This is a genomic window from Rhodococcus sp. SBT000017 (genome assembly GCF_003688915.1).
GTDB lineage: Bacteria > Actinomycetota > Actinomycetes > Mycobacteriales > Mycobacteriaceae > Rhodococcoides.
The window spans coordinates 3,613,800-3,632,909 of sequence record NZ_REFU01000001.1; the positions used below are offsets into that span (position 1 = coordinate 3,613,800).

At 65.6% G+C, this 19,110-nt stretch carries 12 protein-coding genes, 1 tRNA gene and 1 pseudogene; 5 read left to right on the forward strand and 9 right to left on the reverse strand.

What is annotated here, in order from left to right:
- Window positions 1-19: 19 nt before the first annotated feature.
- Together AYK61_RS16875 and crgA are read right to left on the reverse strand one after the other, a co-directional pair.
- Window positions 20-505 (reverse strand): PH domain-containing protein, encoded by a 486-nt coding sequence (locus AYK61_RS16875; protein WP_121871645.1) that lies wholly within the window; start codon window positions 503-505, stop codon window positions 20-22.
- Between the two features lie 36 nt (window positions 506-541).
- Entirely contained in the window at window positions 542-805 is a 264-nt protein-coding gene (gene crgA / locus AYK61_RS16880) for a cell division protein CrgA (protein WP_121871646.1), read from the reverse strand.
- Window positions 806-1,009: 204 nt separating this feature from the next.
- On the opposite strand from crgA, the gene AYK61_RS16885 reads away from it, so the two are divergent.
- Together AYK61_RS16885 and AYK61_RS16890 are read left to right on the forward strand one after the other, a co-directional pair.
- Window positions 1,010-1,756, forward strand: a complete 747-nt coding sequence (locus AYK61_RS16885) for a DUF881 domain-containing protein (protein WP_121871647.1) — start codon at window positions 1,010-1,012, stop codon at window positions 1,754-1,756.
- Window positions 1,757-1,769: 13 nt separating this feature from the next.
- Window positions 1,770-2,411 carry an aminodeoxychorismate/anthranilate synthase component II gene (locus AYK61_RS16890; protein ID WP_121872828.1) on the forward strand — a complete coding sequence of 214 codons (642 nt, stop codon included), beginning with the start codon at window positions 1,770-1,772 and terminating at the stop codon, window positions 2,409-2,411.
- 16 nt (window positions 2,412-2,427) lie between these two features.
- Here the strand turns inward: AYK61_RS16890 and pknB are convergent, their stop codons facing one another.
- The 7 genes and pseudogenes from pknB to AYK61_RS16925 all read right to left on the reverse strand — a co-directional run bounded on the left by pknB (window position 2,428) and on the right by AYK61_RS16925 (window position 12,191).
- Window positions 2,428-4,368 (reverse strand): Stk1 family PASTA domain-containing Ser/Thr kinase, encoded by a 1,941-nt coding sequence (gene pknB / locus AYK61_RS16895; protein ID WP_121871648.1) that lies wholly within the window; start codon window positions 4,366-4,368, stop codon window positions 2,428-2,430.
- On the reverse strand, window positions 4,365-5,732 hold the full coding sequence (locus AYK61_RS16900; protein WP_121871649.1) for a serine/threonine-protein kinase: 1,368 nt from the start codon (window positions 5,730-5,732) through the stop codon (window positions 4,365-4,367). The genes pknB and AYK61_RS16900 overlap by 4 nt, the downstream gene beginning before the upstream one ends.
- A 6-nt stretch (window positions 5,733-5,738) precedes the next feature.
- Window positions 5,739-7,223, reverse strand: a complete 1,485-nt coding sequence (locus tag AYK61_RS16905; protein ID WP_121871650.1) for a penicillin-binding protein 2 — start codon at window positions 7,221-7,223, stop codon at window positions 5,739-5,741.
- A complete protein-coding gene (locus tag AYK61_RS16910) occupies window positions 7,220-8,677 on the reverse strand; it encodes an FtsW/RodA/SpoVE family cell cycle protein (protein WP_121871651.1) in 1,458 nt (485 codons plus the stop codon). Before AYK61_RS16910 ends, AYK61_RS16905 begins: the two co-directional genes overlap by 4 nt.
- Window positions 8,674-10,106 (reverse strand): annotated as a pseudogene (locus tag AYK61_RS16915) (PP2C family protein-serine/threonine phosphatase). The gene AYK61_RS16910 and the pseudogene AYK61_RS16915 overlap by 4 nt, the downstream one beginning before the upstream one ends.
- A complete protein-coding gene (locus AYK61_RS16920) occupies window positions 10,103-10,567 on the reverse strand; it encodes an FHA domain-containing protein (RefSeq protein ID WP_037195344.1) in 465 nt (154 codons plus the stop codon). Before AYK61_RS16920 ends, AYK61_RS16915 begins: the two are co-directional and overlap by 4 nt.
- Before the next feature lie 169 nt (window positions 10,568-10,736).
- Window positions 10,737-12,191: a DUF3662 and FHA domain-containing protein gene (locus AYK61_RS16925; protein ID WP_121871652.1), complete on the reverse strand. Its 1,455-nt coding sequence runs from the start codon at window positions 12,189-12,191 to the stop codon at window positions 10,737-10,739.
- A gap of 206 nt (window positions 12,192-12,397) precedes the next feature.
- On the opposite strand from AYK61_RS16925, the gene AYK61_RS16930 reads away from it, so the two are divergent.
- The 3 genes from AYK61_RS16930 to AYK61_RS16940 all read left to right on the forward strand — a co-directional run bounded on the left by AYK61_RS16930 (window position 12,398) and on the right by AYK61_RS16940 (window position 18,930).
- Window positions 12,398-12,483, forward strand: a tRNA-Leu gene (locus tag AYK61_RS16930).
- Between the two features lie 413 nt (window positions 12,484-12,896).
- Window positions 12,897-17,486 carry a glutamate synthase large subunit gene (gene gltB, locus AYK61_RS16935; RefSeq protein WP_121871653.1) on the forward strand — a complete coding sequence of 1,530 codons (4,590 nt, stop codon included), beginning with the start codon at window positions 12,897-12,899 and terminating at the stop codon, window positions 17,484-17,486.
- Window positions 17,479-18,930 carry a glutamate synthase subunit beta gene (locus tag AYK61_RS16940; protein ID WP_121871654.1) on the forward strand — a complete coding sequence of 484 codons (1,452 nt, stop codon included), beginning with the start codon at window positions 17,479-17,481 and terminating at the stop codon, window positions 18,928-18,930. Before gltB ends, AYK61_RS16940 begins: the two co-directional genes overlap by 8 nt.
- The last annotated feature ends 180 nt before the right edge of the window (window positions 18,931-19,110 follow it).

Consider the following 19,110-nt stretch of genomic DNA (forward strand, 5'->3'; position numbering starts at 1 on the left):
ACCCCCGGGGGCCGGACGCTCAGGAGTTGCGTGGCACCAGACCGTGGATGTCCAGTGCGTCGTATACGTCTCGAGGGTCGGTTCCGAGGTCCCATCTGCCGAAGATGATCAGTCGGTCGTCGTCTTCGCCGGGTGGGCGGATGTCGAGTTCGAGCATCGGGACTCGTCGTCCCAGTCGTGGGTATTTCACGATTTTGACGCGGACGATGTCGCGGCGGCTGTAGGTGCGTATGCCGCTGAGGCGTTTCATCACCAGTGATCCGTCCTGGGTGATGGCCAGCCGGGGGCGTTGTACGGCGGCGAGTGCGGCGATGATCCACATTCCGACGGCTGCGAGCCCGACGAGGAAGGTTCCGGCCGCGTCGGTGGAGGAGAGTGCGGCACCGATTCCCAGTGCGATTCCGCCTGCGACCAGAGCCGCGACGGCGACGAGGGGCGTCGCCCAGTGCTGTTCGTACACACCCTGTGGATCGTTCGTAGACTTATCCACAGGGTTTATCCACATTGGGGATGAATGACATCGATGTAACTCGGTCGGCGCTCAGCGCCACCGCATGGTCATCACGAGTCCGACGACCATGAACCCGAAGCCGATCAGGAAGTTGTAGGCACCGAGGTTTCCGATGAAGGCGATGTCCTCGGAAGCGAGGTAGTAGACGATCAGCCACAGCAGCCCGACCACCATGAATCCCAGCATCAGCACCACGTACCAGACCGGTGACGGCCCGGCGTTGACCTTGACCGGCGTACGGTTCGCCGGGTTGATCGTGTAGTCGTTCTTCTTCCGTACCTTCGACTTCGGCATTGCTTCCTCTTCGCGTTCGTGACGGTCCGCGGCAACTGCGGCCGTACCTGTGGACAACTGACGATCGGAACCTGTGGATCGGCGGGTGCCGCTTATCCCCAGGCTATTGTGACCTCGAGGACCGTGACGGTCACCGACCCGGTTGCTGTACACGCTAACGCAGGTGAGCCCAGCACCGACCCACCGGACAAATTGTGAGCACCCGTGACACGACGATCGACTGCCCCCGCCGACACCCGCTGGTGGGTGCTCGCCGTCGCGGTGTGCGCTGTCGTCGGTCTGCTGCTCGGCACCACCAGGCATGTCTCGGACGGCAACGAGTTGCGCGGCGGGGATACCACCCGGCTCGCAGATCTGGTCGACGCGGCCCAACGCAGCAGTGATGATGCCCAGCGGAGCCGGGACACGCTCGAGAAACAGGTCGAGTCCATTCAGCAACGCACTGCGACAGGGGACACCGAGGTTGCCGACGCGTTGGTGCGTATCGATTCCCTGGCCGACGCGGCAGGACGTGACCCCGCTTCCGGCGGGGGCGTGACCGTCACGATGGCCGACGCCCCCCGTGGTCCGGACGGTTCGTATGCGTCCGACGCATCGGTCGACGATTTGGTGGTTCATCAGGTCGATGTTCAGAGCGTGCTCAACGCGTTGTGGGCCGGCGGCGCGTCGGCGATCGCGATGCAGGATCAACGGCTGGTGGCCTCGTCGGCTCCCCGGTGCATCGGGAACACCCTTCTTCTCGGCGGGCGGACGTACAGTCCGCCGTACGTGATGACGGCGATCGGGGACTCGGATCGGCTGCGCGCGGCGTTGAAGAACGAGCCGGGTGTCCGGTTGTACGAGCAGTACGCACTGCGATACGGCCTCCGCTACGACGTCGCAGCGTCCGAGGATCTCTCGGTGCCCGCGTACGAGCAATCGGTGCGCATGCGGTATGCACAGCCTCGCTGAGTACGCTGTCCGCATGCGTATTCTCGTCGTCGACAACTACGACAGCTTCGTCTTCAACCTCGTCCAGTACCTGGGCCAGCTGAATGCCGATGTCGAGGTCTGGCGCAACGACGACGAGCGCCTCGCCGACCGCGATGCCGTCGCGGACCGGTTCGACGGCATTCTGCTCAGCCCGGGACCGGGCACGCCGCAGCGCGCAGGTGCCACAATGGATCTGGTCTCGGCCAGCGCTCGCACGAAGACGCCCCTGCTCGGGGTCTGTCTGGGCCATCAGGCGATCGGCGCAGCCTTCGGTGCCACGGTGGAGAAGGCCCCGGAACTGCTGCACGGCAAGACCAGCCTGGTGCACCATTCGGGCGTCGGAGTTCTCGAGGGGATGAACGAGCCGTTCACCGCCACTCGCTACCACTCGCTGACCGTCCGGGAAGACACGATCCCGGCCGAACTCGAAATCATCGGGCGCACCGAATCCGGCCTGGTGATGGCGATGCGGCACACCGAGCTACCGATTCACGGCGTCCAGTTCCACCCGGAGTCCATCCTCACCGAGGGCGGACACCGCATGCTGGCGAACTGGCTCACCGTCTGCGGGATGCCCACCGATCCCGGCCTCGTCGCCAAGCTCGAAGCTCAGGTCTCCGAAGCCTTCGCCTGAGCTCGACGCGAGGTGGCTAGCCGTTGGGGATACCCAGCACCCCGATGCTCACGGTGATGGTGTCGGTCTTGCTGATCTCGGAGCCCGCCGGCTGAGTCTGGTTGACGATTCGGCCGACCATCAGTGGGTCGAGTGTCGACTGGCTCGACGTCGACAGGTTCGACACCGTTCCGGTCCAGCCGGCCGATTCCAGTGCCGTCAACGCCTGGGTCTCGGTGAGGCCGGAGAGGTCCGGCATCGGGATCTTGTCGCCGTTCGAGACCCGCAACGTCACGACGGTGTTCTCGGCGACGTTGGCACCACCGGCGGGGTCCGTCGAGACGACCTGTCCCACAGGCTGACTGGAGTCGATGTTCTGTATCTGAACGCGGAGGCCGGCACCCTCGACGTTCGGCTGCGCGACGTCGACGAGCTGGCCGACGACGTTGGGCATCCGTACCTGCGCCGGCCCCGAACCGAGCGTGATGCGAACCTGCGAGTCGGCGTTCATGCTCACACCCGAGGACGGGTTCTGCTCGACGACCCGGTCGAGGTTCTCCGGCGTCGACGGTGCACGGGCGACGGTGGGATCGAGTTCGAGGCCCACCTCGTTCAAGGCGTCCGACGCCTCCTGTTGCGTTCGTCCGGTCAGTCGCGGTACCTGCACCTGCTGGGGGCCCGAGGAGATGTCGAGCTGAATGTCTCCGGGCGATTCGGTCTGCGACCCCGTGGCCGGGTTGGTGCCGATCGCGGAGCCCTCGGGAACCGACGCATCCGGCCTCTCCTGCACGGTGACGCGTAGGCCGACGTTCTCGAGCTGGCTCTGGGCCTCGTCGGCGGACAGCCCGGCGACGGACGGCACAGTGACGGTCTTGGGGTCCGCGCCGGGACCGAGCGACCACAGGAATGCTCCGACGATCGCGACGACGATGATCGACGCCGCGGAGATCAGCGCGATCTTGAGGCCTCGACGGTTCCTGGGTTCGTCCTCGGGTTCGGCGTGCCTCGACGCACGGGGCGTGGCGGCGGCGCCTGCGGCCGGTTTGTCCGCGCCGGAGAAGTCCGCCTGCCGGGAATCGACCGATCCGAGGATCGTGGTGCGGTCCTCGTCGTTCATGACCATCGGGGCGCTCGGTCGTTGACCTCCGAGGACGCGGACCAGGTCGGTGCGCATCTCGGCGGCGCTCTGGTAGCGGTTGGCGGGGTTCTTGGCCATCGCCTTGAGGATGATCGAGTCGAGCTCACGCGGCACCGTGTCGTTGACCAGTGACGGCAGCTGAGGATCCTCGCGCACGTGCTGGTAGGCGACGGCGACCGGTGAATCACCCTTGAACGGGGGCTCGCCGGTGAGGATCTCGAACAGCACACAGCCGAGTGAGTAGACGTCCGATCGAGCGTCGACCTGTTCGCCGCGGGCCTGTTCGGGTGAAAGATACTGAGCGGTTCCGATGACGGCCGCGGTCTGGGTCATCGGCGACGAGGAATCTGCGATGGCGCGCGCGATGCCGAAGTCCATCACCTTCACCGCGCCGGCGTTGTTGATCATGATGTTCGCGGGTTTGACGTCGCGGTGCACGATTCCGTTGCGGTGGCTGAAATCGAGTGCAGCACAGACGTCGGCGATGACCTCCATGGCTCGACGCGGCGCCATGGGTCCTTCGGCGCGGACGATGTCGCGGAGGGTGTCGCCGTCGACGTACTCCATGACGATGAACGGGAGCGGACCGGCTTCGGTCTCGGCTTCACCGGTGTCGTACACGGCAACGATGGCGGGGTGGTTCAGTGCGGCCGCGTTCTGGGCTTCACGACGGAAGCGCAGGTAGAACGTGGGGTCGCGGGCGAGATCGGCGCGCAGAACCTTGATGGCGACGTCGCGGTCCAGCCGAGTGTCACGTGCCAGATGAACCTCGGACATGCCGCCGAAACCGAGTATCTCGCCCAGCTCGTAGCGAGAGGACAGCGTACGGGGAGTCGTCATGGTTGTCCTTGTGGATCTTGCTGGAATGGAATCTCGATCAGCGGCCGTCTCGTCGTCGTCTCCGTGGGCTCCGCCGAGGTCGTCGTGGTTTCCTCGGTGGTCGTCGGTTCCTGCGTGGTGGTCGTCGTGGTCGTGGTGGTTTCTTCGGTGGTGGTGGTTTCTTCGGTGGTCGTCGTGGGTTCGGTCGTCGTGGTCGTGGTGGTGGTCGGCTGCGTGGTGGTTGTGGTCGGTGGCACGAACGGCGTCGGCGTGTCGTCCCTGCCTCCGGTCAGCAGCACGTACCCGCCGATGAGGATGGCCAACAACAGCAGGCCCGCACCGCCCCAGGCGAGGGCCTTCTGTGCCGACGACATTCCGGTGGCCTCGGGCACTGCGGCCGCAGCCGTTCCGGTGGCCGGTCCGCGGTACTCGCGCTGCGACGTCGGCATCATCTGGGTGCTCGACGGCGACGGCGCAGGGCTGGGTACGACGCCCGGCATCATGACCCTGCCGGTGCCGGTACCGCGGGAGTTTCCGGGTGCGGGCGGGCGACGGCCGGCACGGACTGCGGCGACGGCGTCGGCGAATTCGCCACCGTTGGCGTAGCGCGCGGCCGGGTCCTTGACCATCGTGATCTCGATGAGTTCGCGTACCGCTGGGGGCAGGTCGAGCGGCATGGGGGCCGGCATTTCGCGGACGTGCTTCATGGCCACGGTCAACGCGCCGTCGCCCACGAAGGGCCGCGTGCCCGCGAGTACCTCGTAGCCGACGACTCCGAGCGAGTAGACGTCGGAAGCCGAGGTGGCCTCCTCGCCGAGTGCCTGCTCGGGGGCGATGTACTGCGCTGTGCCCATGACCATTCCGGTCTTGGTCACCGGGGACGCGTCGACAGCTTTGGCGATGCCGAAGTCGGTGATCTTGACCTGCCCGGTGGGGGTGATCAGGATGTTGCCCGGCTTGACGTCGCGGTGGACGACGCCTGCGGTGTGCGCGATCTGCAGGGAACGGCCGGTCTGCTCGAGCATGTCGAGGGCGTGGCCGAGCGGCAACCGGGACATCCGACCCAACACGGCGTTGAGCGGTTCACCGTTGACCAGTTCCATCACCAGGTAGGCCAGTGATTCGCCCGCGCCGTCGCGGGTCTCGCCGTAGTCGTAGACCCCGGCGATTCCTGGGTAGTTCAGTTGCGCGGTGGTGCGTGCCTCGAACCTGAAGCGCTGCAGGAATTCCGGGTCCTCGGAGAACTCGGCCTTGAGTACCTTGACCGCGACACGGCGATCGAGGCGGTTGTCCATTGCTTCCCACACCTGCCCCATGCCGCCGGTGGCGATGAGGCGCAGAAGTCGATAGCGCTGCGCGATGACAGCCCCGTTGCTCAATGGCACCTTATGTCACCTCCCCTGCAATGCGGCTGCGATGACGGCGCGCCCGATGGGTGCGGCCACGGATCCACCCGTCGCGGCGAGTGCTCGGTCGCCGCCGTCCTCGACGATGACGGCGATGGCGACCTTGGGGTCGTCGGCGGGTGCGAAGCCGATGTACCACGCGTGCGGCGGGGTGTTGCGTGGGTCGGAACCGTGTTCTGCGGTACCGGTTTTCGACGCGATCTGGACGCCGGGGATCTTGCCCTCGCCGCTGGTGTTGTTCTCGGAGCCGATCATCAGATCGGTCAGCGTCGCCGCGGTGGCCGAGCTGATCGCTTCGCCCATGGCCTTGGGCTGGTAGCTCGACAGGTCCGACAGGTCGGGAGACTGCAGCTGCTGCACCAGGTTCGGGGCCATCCGCACGCCGCCGTTGGCCACAGTGGCGGCGATGACGGCGTCCTGCAACGGGGTCAGCGCCACGTCGCGCTGGCCGATGCTGGATTGGCCGAGCGCGGCGTCGTCGTCGATGGGTCCGATGGTGCTGTCGGCGACGGTGAGCGGAATGGTCGAGTCCTCACCGATGCCGAACGCCGCAGAGGTCTCGCGCATCCTGTCCACCCCGGTGTCGATGCCGAGCTCGACGAAGGCGGTGTTGCACGAGCGCGCGAAAGCTTCACGCAGCGTTGCCGTCTGGCCGCCGCCGCACGTCGAACCGTTGTAATTCTCCAGCGTCGTCGAGGTTCCCGGCAACGTGATGTTCGACGCGGCCGTGAGTTGATCGTCCGGTGTCGCGCCCGCTTCGAGTGCGGCTGCGGTGGTGATCACCTTGAACGTCGATCCGGGTGGGTAGGTCTGCGAGATCGCCCGGTTGACCATCGGCTTCTCGGGATCGTTGCTCAGGTTCTCCCACGCCGCGGTGGTGGTGCTGCCGTCGTGGCTGGCCAACAGGTTCGGGTCGTAGCTGGGGGTGCTGGCCATGGCCAGAATGTTGCCGGTGGCGGGGTCGAGGGCCACCACCGAGCCGGTGTATCCCTTGGCGGTCAGCTGGTCGTATGCGACCTGCTGAACGACGGGGTCGATGGTGGTGACGACGTTGCCGCCGCGGGGATCTCGACCGGAGATGAGGTCGAACAGTCGTCCGCCGAAGAGCCGGTCGTCGGATCCGTTCAGTACGGGGTCCTCGGCGCGTTCGAGGCCGCTGCTCGAGTACAGCATCGAGTAGTAGCCGGTGATCGGCGCGTTGGCCTGCGGGCTGGCCGGGGAGATCGAATTCTGGGGGTAGGTGCGCAGGTACTTGTAGCGGTCGTCGGTGGGGATCGAGGATGCGAGCACCTGGCCACCGGCCGAGATCTGACCGCGCTGACGTGAGTACTCGTCGAGCAGCACTCGTGAGTTTCTCGGGTCGGTGCGTAGATCGTCGGCCTTGATGACCTGGAGGTAGGTGGCGTTGGCGAGCAACGCCACGACCATGACCATCACGGCGATGGACACGCGGCGCAGGGGAGTGTTCATGCGCGCTTCACCATCTCGGTGGGTGCCTCCGCGATGGGCGCTGCGGGGGCAGGCTTCTTCTTGGGCTTTGCCGGCTCACGGGCCGCGTCGGAGATCTTGATCAGCAGCGCGAGGAGCAGGTAGTTGGCGAGAAGCGACGATCCTCCGTAGGACAGATACGGCGTGGTGAGGCCGGTGAGTGGGATGAGTTTGGTGACGCCGCCGACGACGACGAACAGCTGGATGGCAATGGTGAACGACAACCCCGCGGCGAGCAGTTTGCCGAAGCTGTCGCGCACGGCCAGCGCGGTACGCATGCCGCGAATGATGAACAGCAAGTACAGGATCAGGACCGCGGTCAGGCCGATGAGGCCGAGCTCTTCTCCGACCGTCGCGATGATGAAGTCCGTCTTGGCGAACGGAACCTGGGACGGGCGACCACTGCCGAGCCCGGTGCCCGCCAACCCGCCCGTGGCGAAGCTGAACATCGACTGGACGATCTGGTAGCCGGTGTCGTTGTAGTCGTCGAACGGGCGCAGCCAGGTGTCGGTGCGGATCTTGACGTGGCCGAACACCTGATATGCGAACAGGAACCCGACGAGCAACAGCCCGAACCCGATGATCAACCAACCGACCCGTTCGGTGGCGATGTAGATCATCACCAGGACGGTCCCGAAGATCAGCAGCGAGGTGCCGAGGTCCTTCTCGAACACCAGCACGCCGACGGAGACGATCCAGACGACCAGGATCGGACCCAGGTCGCGGGCCCGTGGGAAGTCCATTCCGAGGAAGTGCATGCCTGCGACGGTGAACAGTTCGCGCTTGGCCACCAGCAACGATGCGAAGAAGATGAGCAGCAGAATCTTCGCGAACTCACCGGGCTGAATGCTGAAGCCGGGCAGTCGGATCCAGATCTTCGATCCGTTGACCTCCGAGAACGCCGACGGGAGCATCGCGGGAATGGCGAGCAGCACCAGACCGGCGAGTCCGACGGTGTAGCCGTAGCGGGCCAGCGTGCGGTAATCGCGCAGCAGCACCAGCAGCGCGACGAACCCGGCGATGGCCAGCGTCGTCCACAGCACCTGCTGGTTGGCATCGGGCGACGGAATGGGGTTGCCGAGATACTGCGCCTGCTGTTCGTCGGCCAGGTCGAGTCGGTGGATGAGCACCAGACCGAGGCCGTTGAGCAGCGCCACGATCGGGAGCAACAGCGGGTCGGCGTAGGGCGCGAAGCGTCGTACCGCCAGGTGCGCCACCGTCATCAGCGCGAGATATGCGATCGCGTACTTCGCCAGATCCCAGGTGATCGTCTGTTCCTGGCTGGCTTCGACCAGGATCAAGGAGATCGTGGTGATCAGAACGGCTGCGCCGAGCAGCAGCAGCTCGACGCCGCGTCGGTTGGATGGCACCGGTGCGGGCGCGAATCCTTCGGGCGGACTCGGAAAGGACCCTCCCGTGGACGCAGTGGAACTCATCGAGTACCGGTCCTGCAGTTCTGACCGGGAATTTGCGGAACTGTCGGTGGAGCAGTGGTGGTCGGTGCAGCCTCGGGAGGGGTCTCCGCAGTGGGGGGCAACGGCACCCCGGGTGGCGGGATGATCGCAGTCGGAGTCGGTTCCACGGTGGTGGTGACGACGGGCTCGGTCTCGCACACCTGAAGCAGGTCACCGGAGGCCAGCCGCTCCACCTGGCCACGCGCATCGTCGAGAGATCCCGACGGCAAACCGGCCGTGACCTGTTCACGTGCGGCAGGCAGCAGATCGTCGATCTCGAACGGAACGCAGTCCGCCGGGGCGGCATCCGGTGCGGTCAAGGTGACGGCTCCGTCGTCGTCGAGGCAACCCACCAGTTCCACGCTCTGCAGCGAGTACCCGAGAACCGAACCGGGCAGACCGCGCAGGACGGTCACCTTGCTGTTGTCGGCACCGACGTAGTAATTGCCCTTGATGATCGAATTGGCAACGAGCACACCGATTCCCGCGAGTACGACCAGGGTCAGGGCGATCAGTGTCCAGCGCAGCTTGTGCGACTTCTTCTCGGGTGTCACCACCGGGGCGGTCACGCGCTTGGGCGTCGTGCGCGGCGGACGCATCGCTGCGGCGCGCCCTGCTGCGGTATTGGGCGGAGGGGCGTCCTCCTCGTCCTCGGTGCTGGCGGCACCGCCGAGGATGGGGTGGCTCTGTCCGTAGTCGAGGTCGATGACATCGGCGACGACGACCGTCACGTTGTCCGGACCGCCACTGCGAAGCGCGAGTTCGATGAGGCGGTCGGCGCAGGGCCCGTCTCGCCCTCGTTCAGGGTGTTCTCGATGGTTTCGTCGCTGACGACGTCCGAGAGGCCGTCGGAGCACAGCAGGTATCGGTCGCCTGCACGCACTTCCCGAACGGTGAGCGTCGGCTCGATCTCGTTGCCGGTGAGGGCACGCATGATCAAGGAGCGTTGCGGGTGGGTGTGTGCCTGCTCGGCGGTGATGCGGCCCTCGTCGACGAGAGACTGAACGAAGGTGTCGTCTCGGGTGATCTGGGTGAGCGAGCCGTCGCGCAGCATGTACGCGCGCGAGTCGCCGATGTGTACCAGTCCGATTCGCTTGCCCGCGAACAGGATTGCGGTCAGCGTGGTCCCCATGCCGTCGAGCTCGGGTTCGTCCTCGACCTGATCTGCGATGGATGCGTTGCCTTCGCGGGTGGCTGCTTCGAGCTTGCCCAGCAAATCCTCACCGGGCTCGTCGTCGTCGAGGTGAGCCAATGCGGCGATCATCAACTGCGAGGCCACTTCACCGGCGGCATGACCGCCCATGCCGTCGGCCAGCGCCAGTAGGCGAGCCCCGGCGTACACGGAGTCCTCGTTGTTGGATCGAACCAGACCGCGATCACTGCGGGCGGCATAGCGAAGGACGAGGGTCACGGGCGCAACTCGATCACGGTTTTGCCGACGCGGACAGGGGTTCCCAGGGGGACGCGAACGGCGGTGGTCACCTTCGCGCGGTCGAGGTAGGTGCCGTTGGTCGAACCGAGGTCTTCGACGTACCAATCTCCGCCGCGGGGCGAGATGCGCGCATGCCGCGTCGACGAGTAGTCGTCTGTCAGAACGAGAGTGGAGTCGTCCGCGCGCCCGATGAGGACGGGCTGTGTGCCGAGCGAAATGCGCGTTCCGGCGAGACCGCCCTGGGTCACCACGAGGTACTTGGCCACCTTCTGCTTGTTGAACGACGGAAGGACTTTCGAGCCGCCGGAGTAGCGAGCAGGCACTCGCATGCCTGCGGCCGCGTAGATGTCACTGCGCAAGGTGCGAAGGACGGCCCAGACGAAGAACCACAACAACAACAGGAAGCCCGCCCTGGTCAGTTGCAGAATCAATCCCTGCACGACGATTCACCTCCTTCTTCGCAATCGACCTGCATCCCGCCCACGCGAAAAGCCGCGGCGCGGCAAACATGGTTGCCTCGCAGCATCATAGGGTGAAGCAGCTCGTGTGGACGACATACGGGTGCACGAGAGTGCGAGTCGAACCCCCACCCCTGCCCACGAAAGATCGTCAGACGATCCGGACCAGAATCTCGGAGTGACCGGCCCGAATGACGTCCCCGTCGGCCAATTGCCAATCCTGCACCGGAGCGCCGTTGACGGTGGTGCCGTTGGTGGAACCGAGATCGGAGAGCATGGCCACGCGGCCGTCCCACCGGATCTCGATGTGTCGACGCGAGACGCCGGTGTCGGGGAGTCGGAACTGTGCGTCCTGGCCACGGCCGATGATGTTCTGGCCGTCACGGAGCTGGAAGTAACGGCCGCTGCCGTCCTCGAGCTGCAGCGTCGCGGCGAGCGCCTGACTCTGACCTGCGTACGAGGCGGGCTGGTCGTAGCCGTACCCGTCGCCACGATCGCCCGCACCCTGCGGGTAGCCGCGGCCGTAGGCGGCCTGGGCAGGCGGGTAGTCGTAACCGGGCTGCTGGTAGCCGGGCTGCTGATATCCGGCGGCCTGGGGCTCGGCGTACCGTCCGGCCGGGTCGTTGTACGCCTGCTCCTGGTAGGGGGCCTCGGAGTATGCAGCGCCCTGCTCGGCGGCGTTGTAGTCGTAGTTCTGGCCGTTGTAGCCCTGAGCGTCGTACCCCTGCGCGTTGTAGCCCTGGGCGTCGTACCCCTGCGCGTTGTAGCCCTGGGCGTCGTAACCCTGCCCCGAACCGTCGGGCGCGCCGTAGGCGTGGGGGTCGTAGCCCTGTTGCTGGCCGGCAGCGCTGTAGGCCTGACCCTGCTCGGGGTACGACTGCTCGTCGTAGCCGCCGTTGTACGGCTGCTGGTCGTAGCGCGGATCGTGATCGGCGGGCGCGTAGGCCTGGGCGTCGTACCCGTTCTGCTCACGTGCGGGCTGCTCACGTGCGGGGTAGCGAGGATCCTGGCCACCGGCGTAACCGTTGCGCGCGCGCGGATCGGGACGATGACCGTCCGCGGGGTCGCGCTGCGGGTCGTAGCCTGGGTTCTGCGTCATGTGGCCGGCTCCTGGTATCGACATCGGTGGGGCAGACGGTCGCTGCGTGGCTGAAGGGACGGGACTCGGTGCTGCTGGTGCCGACGCGCCCTGCTGCGCGGACTCGTTCCGTGCAGCAGTCGCCGATCGTCCCACATCGGGATCGACCGAGCCACTGGCACGGAACTGCCCGGTGTGAAGGGTGGGCGACGGCTCGAAGCGAACCACCACGTCGCCGTAGGTCTGCCAGCCTTGATCGCGGATGTAATCGTCGAGGTGACGCGAGAACGCCTTGACCGTGAGTGCCCGATCACCGGCGAGTTCGTCGTGGTCCGAGCTGTTGATGGTGATCACGTAGCTGTTGGGTGCCAGAAGGTGCCCGCCGTCCAGGGGCCGAACCAGATCCGAGGCCTCCTGCTGGAGCGCTGCCTCCACCTCCGCCGGTACGACGCCTCCGCCGAACACGCGGGCGAAGACGTCGCCGACAGCGCCTTGGAGCTTGCGTTCGAAACGCGCAACGATGCCCATCGTGACCCCTCCTCTCACTGTGTTCTTCCACCGTGTGGTGCCTGCTGGTGTGCAGGACGCGACGGCCGCGTGTCATCACGAAGTCGCGCTCCAAGCATGATATACGGTGCCGCCGACGGGGACTGCCCGCCGCATCGTTGCCCCGCAGCTCGACGCGGCGATTTTCGAGCGCGGCATGGTGCGTGTTAATGTTCTCGCCGTTGCCCGGGCGGGTGGCGGAATGGCAGACGCGCTGGCTTCAGGTGCCAGTGTCCTTCGGGACGTGGGGGTTCAAGTCCCCCTCCGCCCACCACACTGGCCGCAGCTGATTCGATCGCTGCGGCCAGTAGTTTTTTCCGGGTACGTCCCTCGAATCGTCTTACAGGCGTGTGATTCTCGGCAAGTGTCCGAGGGGGAGTCGAATACCCGGTTCCGAGGACGTCTCCCACCCGAAAATTCGCAGGTGAAGGCCCGTAATAGGGTTACCTTATTTGCGGGGGTACCCAGGTACTGACTTATCGTTCGTAGTTGGATCGGCCTCACCACGGCCGGATCCGCCCCGACCTCACTTTTCTATCACGCGCCCACCTGCTCGTGCAGAGGAAAGCGTCGACGATCGACAGGTGCAGCTTCAACGGCGAGGACGCACCGCAGGCCGTTCGCGCAGCCGGTTACACCACACCGTCGCCGACGAGTTTCAAGGCTGGACTTATCCGAAGGCTAGGTATGAAGCACACTCCGGGCCCGCAAGGCCTCTACGACCCCGCCAACGAACACGACTCCTGTGGTGTCGCGTTCGTGGTGGACATGCACGGTCGACGCAGTCGCGACATCGTCGAGAAGGCGATCACGGCACTGGTCAACCTCGAGCACCGCGGTGCTGCCGGCTCCGAACCGAACACCGGTGACGGTGCGGGCATTCTGATCCAGGTTCCGGACGCGTTCTTCCGCGCCGTCGTAGATTTCGAGCTCCCCGCGCCCGGCGCGTACGCAACCGGTGTCGCGTTTCTTCCGCAGGGTCGCAGCGACGCAGCACGCGCCTGCGAGGGCGTCGAGCGCATCGTCGAGAGCGAGGGCTTGGAAGTTCTCGGTTGGCGTGAGGTTCCCACCGACGACTCCTCCCTCGGAGCTCTGGCGCGCGACGCGATGCCGACCTTCCGCCAGTTGTTCCTCGCTGCCCCCGGCGCGTCGATCACCGACCTCGAACTCGAGCGTCGTGCGTTCGTCATCCGCAAGCGGGTCGAGCACGAGCTGGGCGAAGAAGGCGCGGGCAAGGACGGCCCCGGCCGCGAAACCGTGTACTTCCCGTCTCTGTCCTCGCAGACCTTCGTCTACAAGGGCATGTTGACCACCCCTCAGCTCAAGGGTTTCTACGTCGACCTGCAGGACGATCGCGTCGAAAGTGCACTGGGACTGGTGCATTCGCGTTTCTCGACCAACACGTTCCCGTCGTGGCCGCTGGCGCATCCGTTCCGACGCGTCGCCCACAACGGCGAGATCAACACCGCCACCGGCAACGAGAACTGGATGCGTGCCCGCGAGGCACTCATCACCTCGGATGTGTTCGGCGGTTCCGATGCGCTCGAGAAGATCTTCCCCGTGGTTACCCACGGAGCAAGTGACACAGCACGTTTCGACGAGGTGCTCGAGCTGCTGCACCTCGGTGGCCGCAGTCTGCCGCACGCTGTGCTCATGATGATTCCCGAGGCGTGGGAGCGGCACGAGTCCATGGACCCCGCACGTCGGGCGTTCTACAAGTACCACTCCTCGCTGATGGAGCCCTGGGACGGACCGGCGTCGGTGTGCTTCACCGACGGCACCGTCATCGGCGCGGTCCTGGACCGCAACGGCCTGCGCCCGAGCCGGCTGTGGGTCACCGACGACGGCCTGGTCGTCATGGCCTCCGAGGTCGGCGTTCTCGACATCGATCCGTCGAAGGTCGTCCGCAAGGTTCGCTTGCAGCCGGGCCGTATGTTCCTGGTCGACACCGCGCAGGGCCGCATCGTTTCCGACGACGAGATCAAGGACGAGCTCGCCGCCGAGCATCCGTACCAGCAGTGGCTCGACGAGGGCCTGACCTCGATCGACGATCTGCCCGAGCGTCCGCACGTGCACATGCCGCACGACCGCGTGCTCATCCGTCAGCAGATCTTCGGGTACACCACCGAGGAACTGAACGTGCTGGTCTCGCCCATGGCGAAGGCCGGTGCCGAGGCCATCGGTTCCATGGGTACCGATACCCCGATCGCCGTGCTGTCGGCTCGCCCGCGGATGCTCTTCGACTACTTCTCGCAGCTGTTCGCGCAGGTCACCAACCCACCGCTCGACGCCATTCGCGAGGAGATCGTCACCAGCCTCGGCGGCACCATCGGGCCCGAGGGCGATCTGCTCAACCCGAATGCCGACAGCTGCAAGCAGATCGTGCTGCCGCAGCCGATCCTGCACAACGACGATCTCGCCAAGCTCGTTCACATCAACGACGAGGGCACTCAGGAAGAGCTGCGCTCGGTGGTCGTGCGCGGTCTCTACCCGGTGTCCGAGGGCGGTGAGGGCCTCCGAAAGTCGTTGGAGGCCATCCGCGCTCAGGTTTCGGCGGCCATCTCGGGCGGGGCGCGGATCATCGTGCTCTCGGACCGCGAGTCCAGCGAGAAGCTCGCTCCGATCCCGTCGTTGCTGCTGACCTCCGCGGTGCACCATCACCTGGTGCGCGAGAAGACCCGCACCAAGGTGGGTCTGATCATCGAGGCCGGTGACGCCCGCGAGGTCCATCACATGGCTCTGCTCATCGGTTTCGGTGCGGCAGCGGTCAACCCGTACATGGCCTTCGAGTCGATCGAGGACATGATCGAGCGCGGTGCCCTCACCGACATCGAGTTCGACAAGGCAGTATCCAACTACATCAAGGCCGCGGGCAAGGGTGTGCTGAAGGTGATGTCCAAGATGGGCATCTCCACCCTCGCGTCGTACACCGGAGCCCAGCTGTTCCAGGTCATCGGCCTCGCGCAGGAACTGGTCGACGAGTACTTCACCGGCCTCAACAGCCACCTCGGCGGAATCGATCTCGATCAGGTCGCCGACGACGTCGCAGCGCGACATGCGGTGGCGTACCTCGACAACCGCCAGGAGCGCGCGCACCGCGAGCTCGAGACCGGTGGCGAATACCAGTGGCGTCGCGAAGGGGAGTACCACCTCTTCAACCCGGACACGGTGTTCAAGCTGCAGCACTCCACCCGCACCGGTCAGTACGACATCTTCAAGGAATACACGAAGATGGTCGACGACCAGTCCGAGCGGCTCGCGTCGCTGCGTGGTCTGTTCCGTTTCAAGACCGAAGAGCGCCAAGCCATTTCGATCGACGAGGTAGAGCCGGCCAGCGAGATCGTCAAGCGTTTCTCCACGGGCGCGATGAGCTACGGCTCCATCTCGGCCGAGGCGCACGAGACCCTCGCCATCGCCATGAACCGTCTCGGCGGCCGCTCGAACTCCGGTGAGGGCGGCGAGGACGTCTCGCGGTTCGAGCCGGACGAGAACGGCGACTGGCGACGCAGTGCCATCAAGCAGGTCGCGTCGGGACGTTTCGGCGTCACCTCGCACTACCTGACCAACTGCACCGACATCCAGATCAAGATGGCGCAGGGAGCCAAGCCCGGTGAGGGCGGCCAGCTTCCGGCGCACAAGGTGTACCCGTGGGTCGCCGAGGTTCGGCATTCGACACCCGGCGTCGGCCTGATCTCGCCGCCGCCGCACCACGACATCTACTCGATCGAGGATCTCGCGCAGCTGATCCACGACCTGAAGAACGCGAACCCGCAGGCCCGCATCCACGTGAAGCTGGTCTCCGAGGTCGGCGTCGGAACGGTCGCCGCCGGTGTGTCCAAGGCGCACGCCGACGTGGTGCTCATCTCGGGCCACGACGGCGGCACCGGCGCGACGCCGCTGACGTCGGTCAAGCACGCGGGTGGACCGTGGGAGCTCGGCTTGGCCGAGACCCAGCAGACGTTGCTGCTCAACGGACTTCGCGATCGCATCGTCGTCCAGGTGGACGGTCAGCTCAAGACCGGCCGCGACGTCATGGTTGCCGCTCTGCTGGGCGGTGAGGAGTTCGGTTTCGCCACCGCTCCGCTCGTCGTCTCGGGCTGCATCATGATGCGCGTCTGCCACCTCGACACCTGCCCGGTGGGTGTTGCGACGCAGAATCCGTTGCTGCGCAAGCGTTTCGCGGGCAAGCCGGAGTTCGTCGAGAACTTCTTCATGTTCATCGCCGAAGAGGTGCGCGAGCTCATGGCCGAGCTCGGCTTCCGCACGCTCGACGAAGCCGTCGGGCAGGTGGGTCTGCTGGACACCACTGCGGCCAAGGAACACTGGAAGGCGTCGAAGCTGGATCTGTCGCCCATCCTCGAAGAGGTCGAGTCGGCGTTCATGAACCAGAACCTCTACAACACCGGCGTCCAGGATCACGGCCTCGACAAGGCTCTCGATCAGCAGCTCATCTCGGCCAGCCGCAATGCGTTGGACAAGGGTGAGAAGGTCGCGTTCGAGTCCAAGATCACCAACGTCAACCGCACCGTCGGAACGATGCTCGGGCACGAGGTCACCAAGGCGTACGGCGGCGTCGGTCTGCCGGACGACACCATCGAGATCACGTTCACCGGCTCGGCCGGCAACAGTTTCGGTGCGTTCGTGCCCTCCGGTATGACGCTACGACTGAACGGCGACGCCAACGACTTCGTCGGCAAGGGACTCTCCGGTGGACATCTCGTGCTGCGGCCGTCGTTGAATGCCCCGAAGGGATTCGTGGCCGAGGACAACATCATCGGCGGAAACGTGTTCCTGTTCGGTGCCACCAGCGGTGAGGCTCTCATCCGCGGTGTCGTCGGCGAGCGTTTCGCCGTTCGTAACTCCGGTGCCGTTGCCGTCGTCGAAGGCGTCGGCGATCACGGCTGCGAGTACATGACCGGCGGCAAGGTCGTCATTCTGGGCACGACGGGCCGTAACTTCGGTGCCGGTATGTCCGGCGGCGTCGCGTTCGTCTTCGATCCGAACAAGACGTTCGAGGCCAATCTCAACACCGAGCTGGTCGACATCGAGGAGCTCGAAGGTGACGAGTTCACCTGGCTCCGCGACATCGTCACTCGCCATCAGGAGCAGACCGGCTCCGAGGTGGCCGAGCGGATCCTCGCGGATTGGTCACAGCAGGTGAACCATTTCGTGAAGGTCATGCCTCGCGACTACAAGAAGGTACTGCTGGCCATCTCCGAAGCCGAGAAGAACGGCGCGGACGTGGACGAAGCGATCATGGAGGCAGCTCGTGGGTGACCCACAGGGATTTCTGAAGAACACGGTTCGCGAAGTACCGAAGCGGCGGCCCGTCGACCTGCGCCTGATGGACTGGAAAGAGGTCTACGAAGACTTCTCGAAGGACACCCTGCGCACCCAGGCGAGTCGATGCATGGATTGCGGTATTCCGTTCTGCCACAACGGTTGCCCGCTGGGGAACCTCATTCCCGAGTGGAACGACCTGGTGTTCAAGGACCGTTGGCGCGACAGCATCGATCGGTTGCACGCCACCAACAACTTCCCGGAGTTCACCGGACGGTTGTGCCCCGCCCCGTGCGAGGCGTCGTGCGTCCTGGGCATCAACCAGGATCCGGTCACCATCAAGCAGGTCGAGGTCGAGATCATCGACAAGGCCTTCGAAGAGGGCTGGGTCACGCCCGTTTACCCGACCCACCTGACCGGTAGGACCGTCGCCGTCGTCGGCTCCGGACCCGCGGGACTCGCTGCAGCGCAGCAGCTCACCCGCGCCGGCCACACCGTCACGGTGTTCGAGCGGGCCGACCGCATCGGCGGACTGCTGCGTTACGGCATCCCCGAGTTCAAGATGGAGAAGCGCCACATCGATCGTCGGCTGGCGCAGATGGAGGCCGAGGGCACCGTCTTCCGCACCGGTGTCGATGTGGGCGTGGACATCTCGGCCGACGAACTGCGCGAGCAGTTCGACGCCGTGGTCCTCTCCGGCGGTGCCACCGCATGGCGCGACCTGCCGATCGAGGGCCGCGAACTCGACGGCATCTACCAGGCCATGGAGTTCCTGCCGCACGCCAACCGCGTCCAGCAGGGCGACTTCGCTGCGCCGCCAGTCAGCGCCGAGGGCAAGAAGGTCGTCATCATCGGCGGCGGCGACACCGGTGCCGACTGCCTCGGCACCTCGCACCGTCAGGGTGCCGAGAGCGTTCACCAGTTCGAGATCATGGCCCGCCCGCCCGAAGAGCGTGCGACGTCCACCCCGTGGCCGACGTACCCGCTGATGTACCGGGTGGCCTCCGCTCACGAAGAGGGTGGCGAACGCGTCTTCTCGGTCAACACCGAGCGTTTCGTCGGCGAAGACGGCAAGGTCACCGCACTCGAAGCCTGCGAGGTCGAGTTCAAGGCAGGCAAGTTCGAGAAGGTCGAGGGCAGTGAATTCACCCTCGAAGCCGATCTGGTTCTGCTCGCCATGGGATTCGTCGGACCGGACAAGGGCGGTCTGCTGACCGACCTGGGTGTCGACTTCAACCATCGCGGCAACGTCGAGCGCACCAACGAGTGGGTCACCAACGTCCCCGGCGTGTTCGTCGCCGGAGACATGGGTCGCGGCCAGTCGCTCATCGTGTGGGCCATCGCCGAGGGCCGCTCTTGCGCGGCCGCCGTCGACACCTTCCTGCAGGGAGCAACCGCACTGCCGTCGCCGATCGTGCCCACCCAGGCGCCGCAGCGGTAGGTCGCGTTTTTCTGCCGAGCTCGAAGTTATGGATGGATTACGGTCCGATTCCGTCCATAACTTCGAGCTCGGCTGCGTTTCATGACCTCGCCCACGCGGTTACGTCCGTTAACCATGTAGGCATCTGATGGTCACAGGCCGCTGTCATTGTGGTGATCGAACAACGAAGCGTTCGATCAC

Excerpts from the sequence above, each read along its gene's own strand:
- AYK61_RS16875 (WP_121871645.1), bottom strand. The coding sequence starts at position 505 with ATGTGGATAAACCCTGTGGATAAGTCTACGAACGATCCACAGGGTGTG.
- crgA (WP_121871646.1), bottom strand. The coding sequence starts at position 805 with ATGCCGAAGTCGAAGGTACGGAAGAAGAACGACTACACGATCAACCCG.
- AYK61_RS16890 (WP_121872828.1), top strand. The coding sequence starts at position 1,770 with ATGCGTATTCTCGTCGTCGACAACTACGACAGCTTCGTCTTCAACCTC.
- pknB (WP_121871648.1), bottom strand. The coding sequence starts at position 4,368 with ATGACGACTCCCCGTACGCTGTCCTCTCGCTACGAGCTGGGCGAGATA.
- AYK61_RS16905 (WP_121871650.1), bottom strand. The coding sequence starts at position 7,223 with ATGAACACTCCCCTGCGCCGCGTGTCCATCGCCGTGATGGTCATGGTC.
- AYK61_RS16910 (WP_121871651.1), bottom strand. The coding sequence starts at position 8,677 with ATGAGTTCCACTGCGTCCACGGGAGGGTCCTTTCCGAGTCCGCCCGAA.
- AYK61_RS16925 (WP_121871652.1), bottom strand. The coding sequence starts at position 12,191 with ATGGGCATCGTTGCGCGTTTCGAACGCAAGCTCCAAGGCGCTGTCGGC.
- gltB (WP_121871653.1), top strand. The coding sequence starts at position 12,897 with ATGAAGCACACTCCGGGCCCGCAAGGCCTCTACGACCCCGCCAACGAA.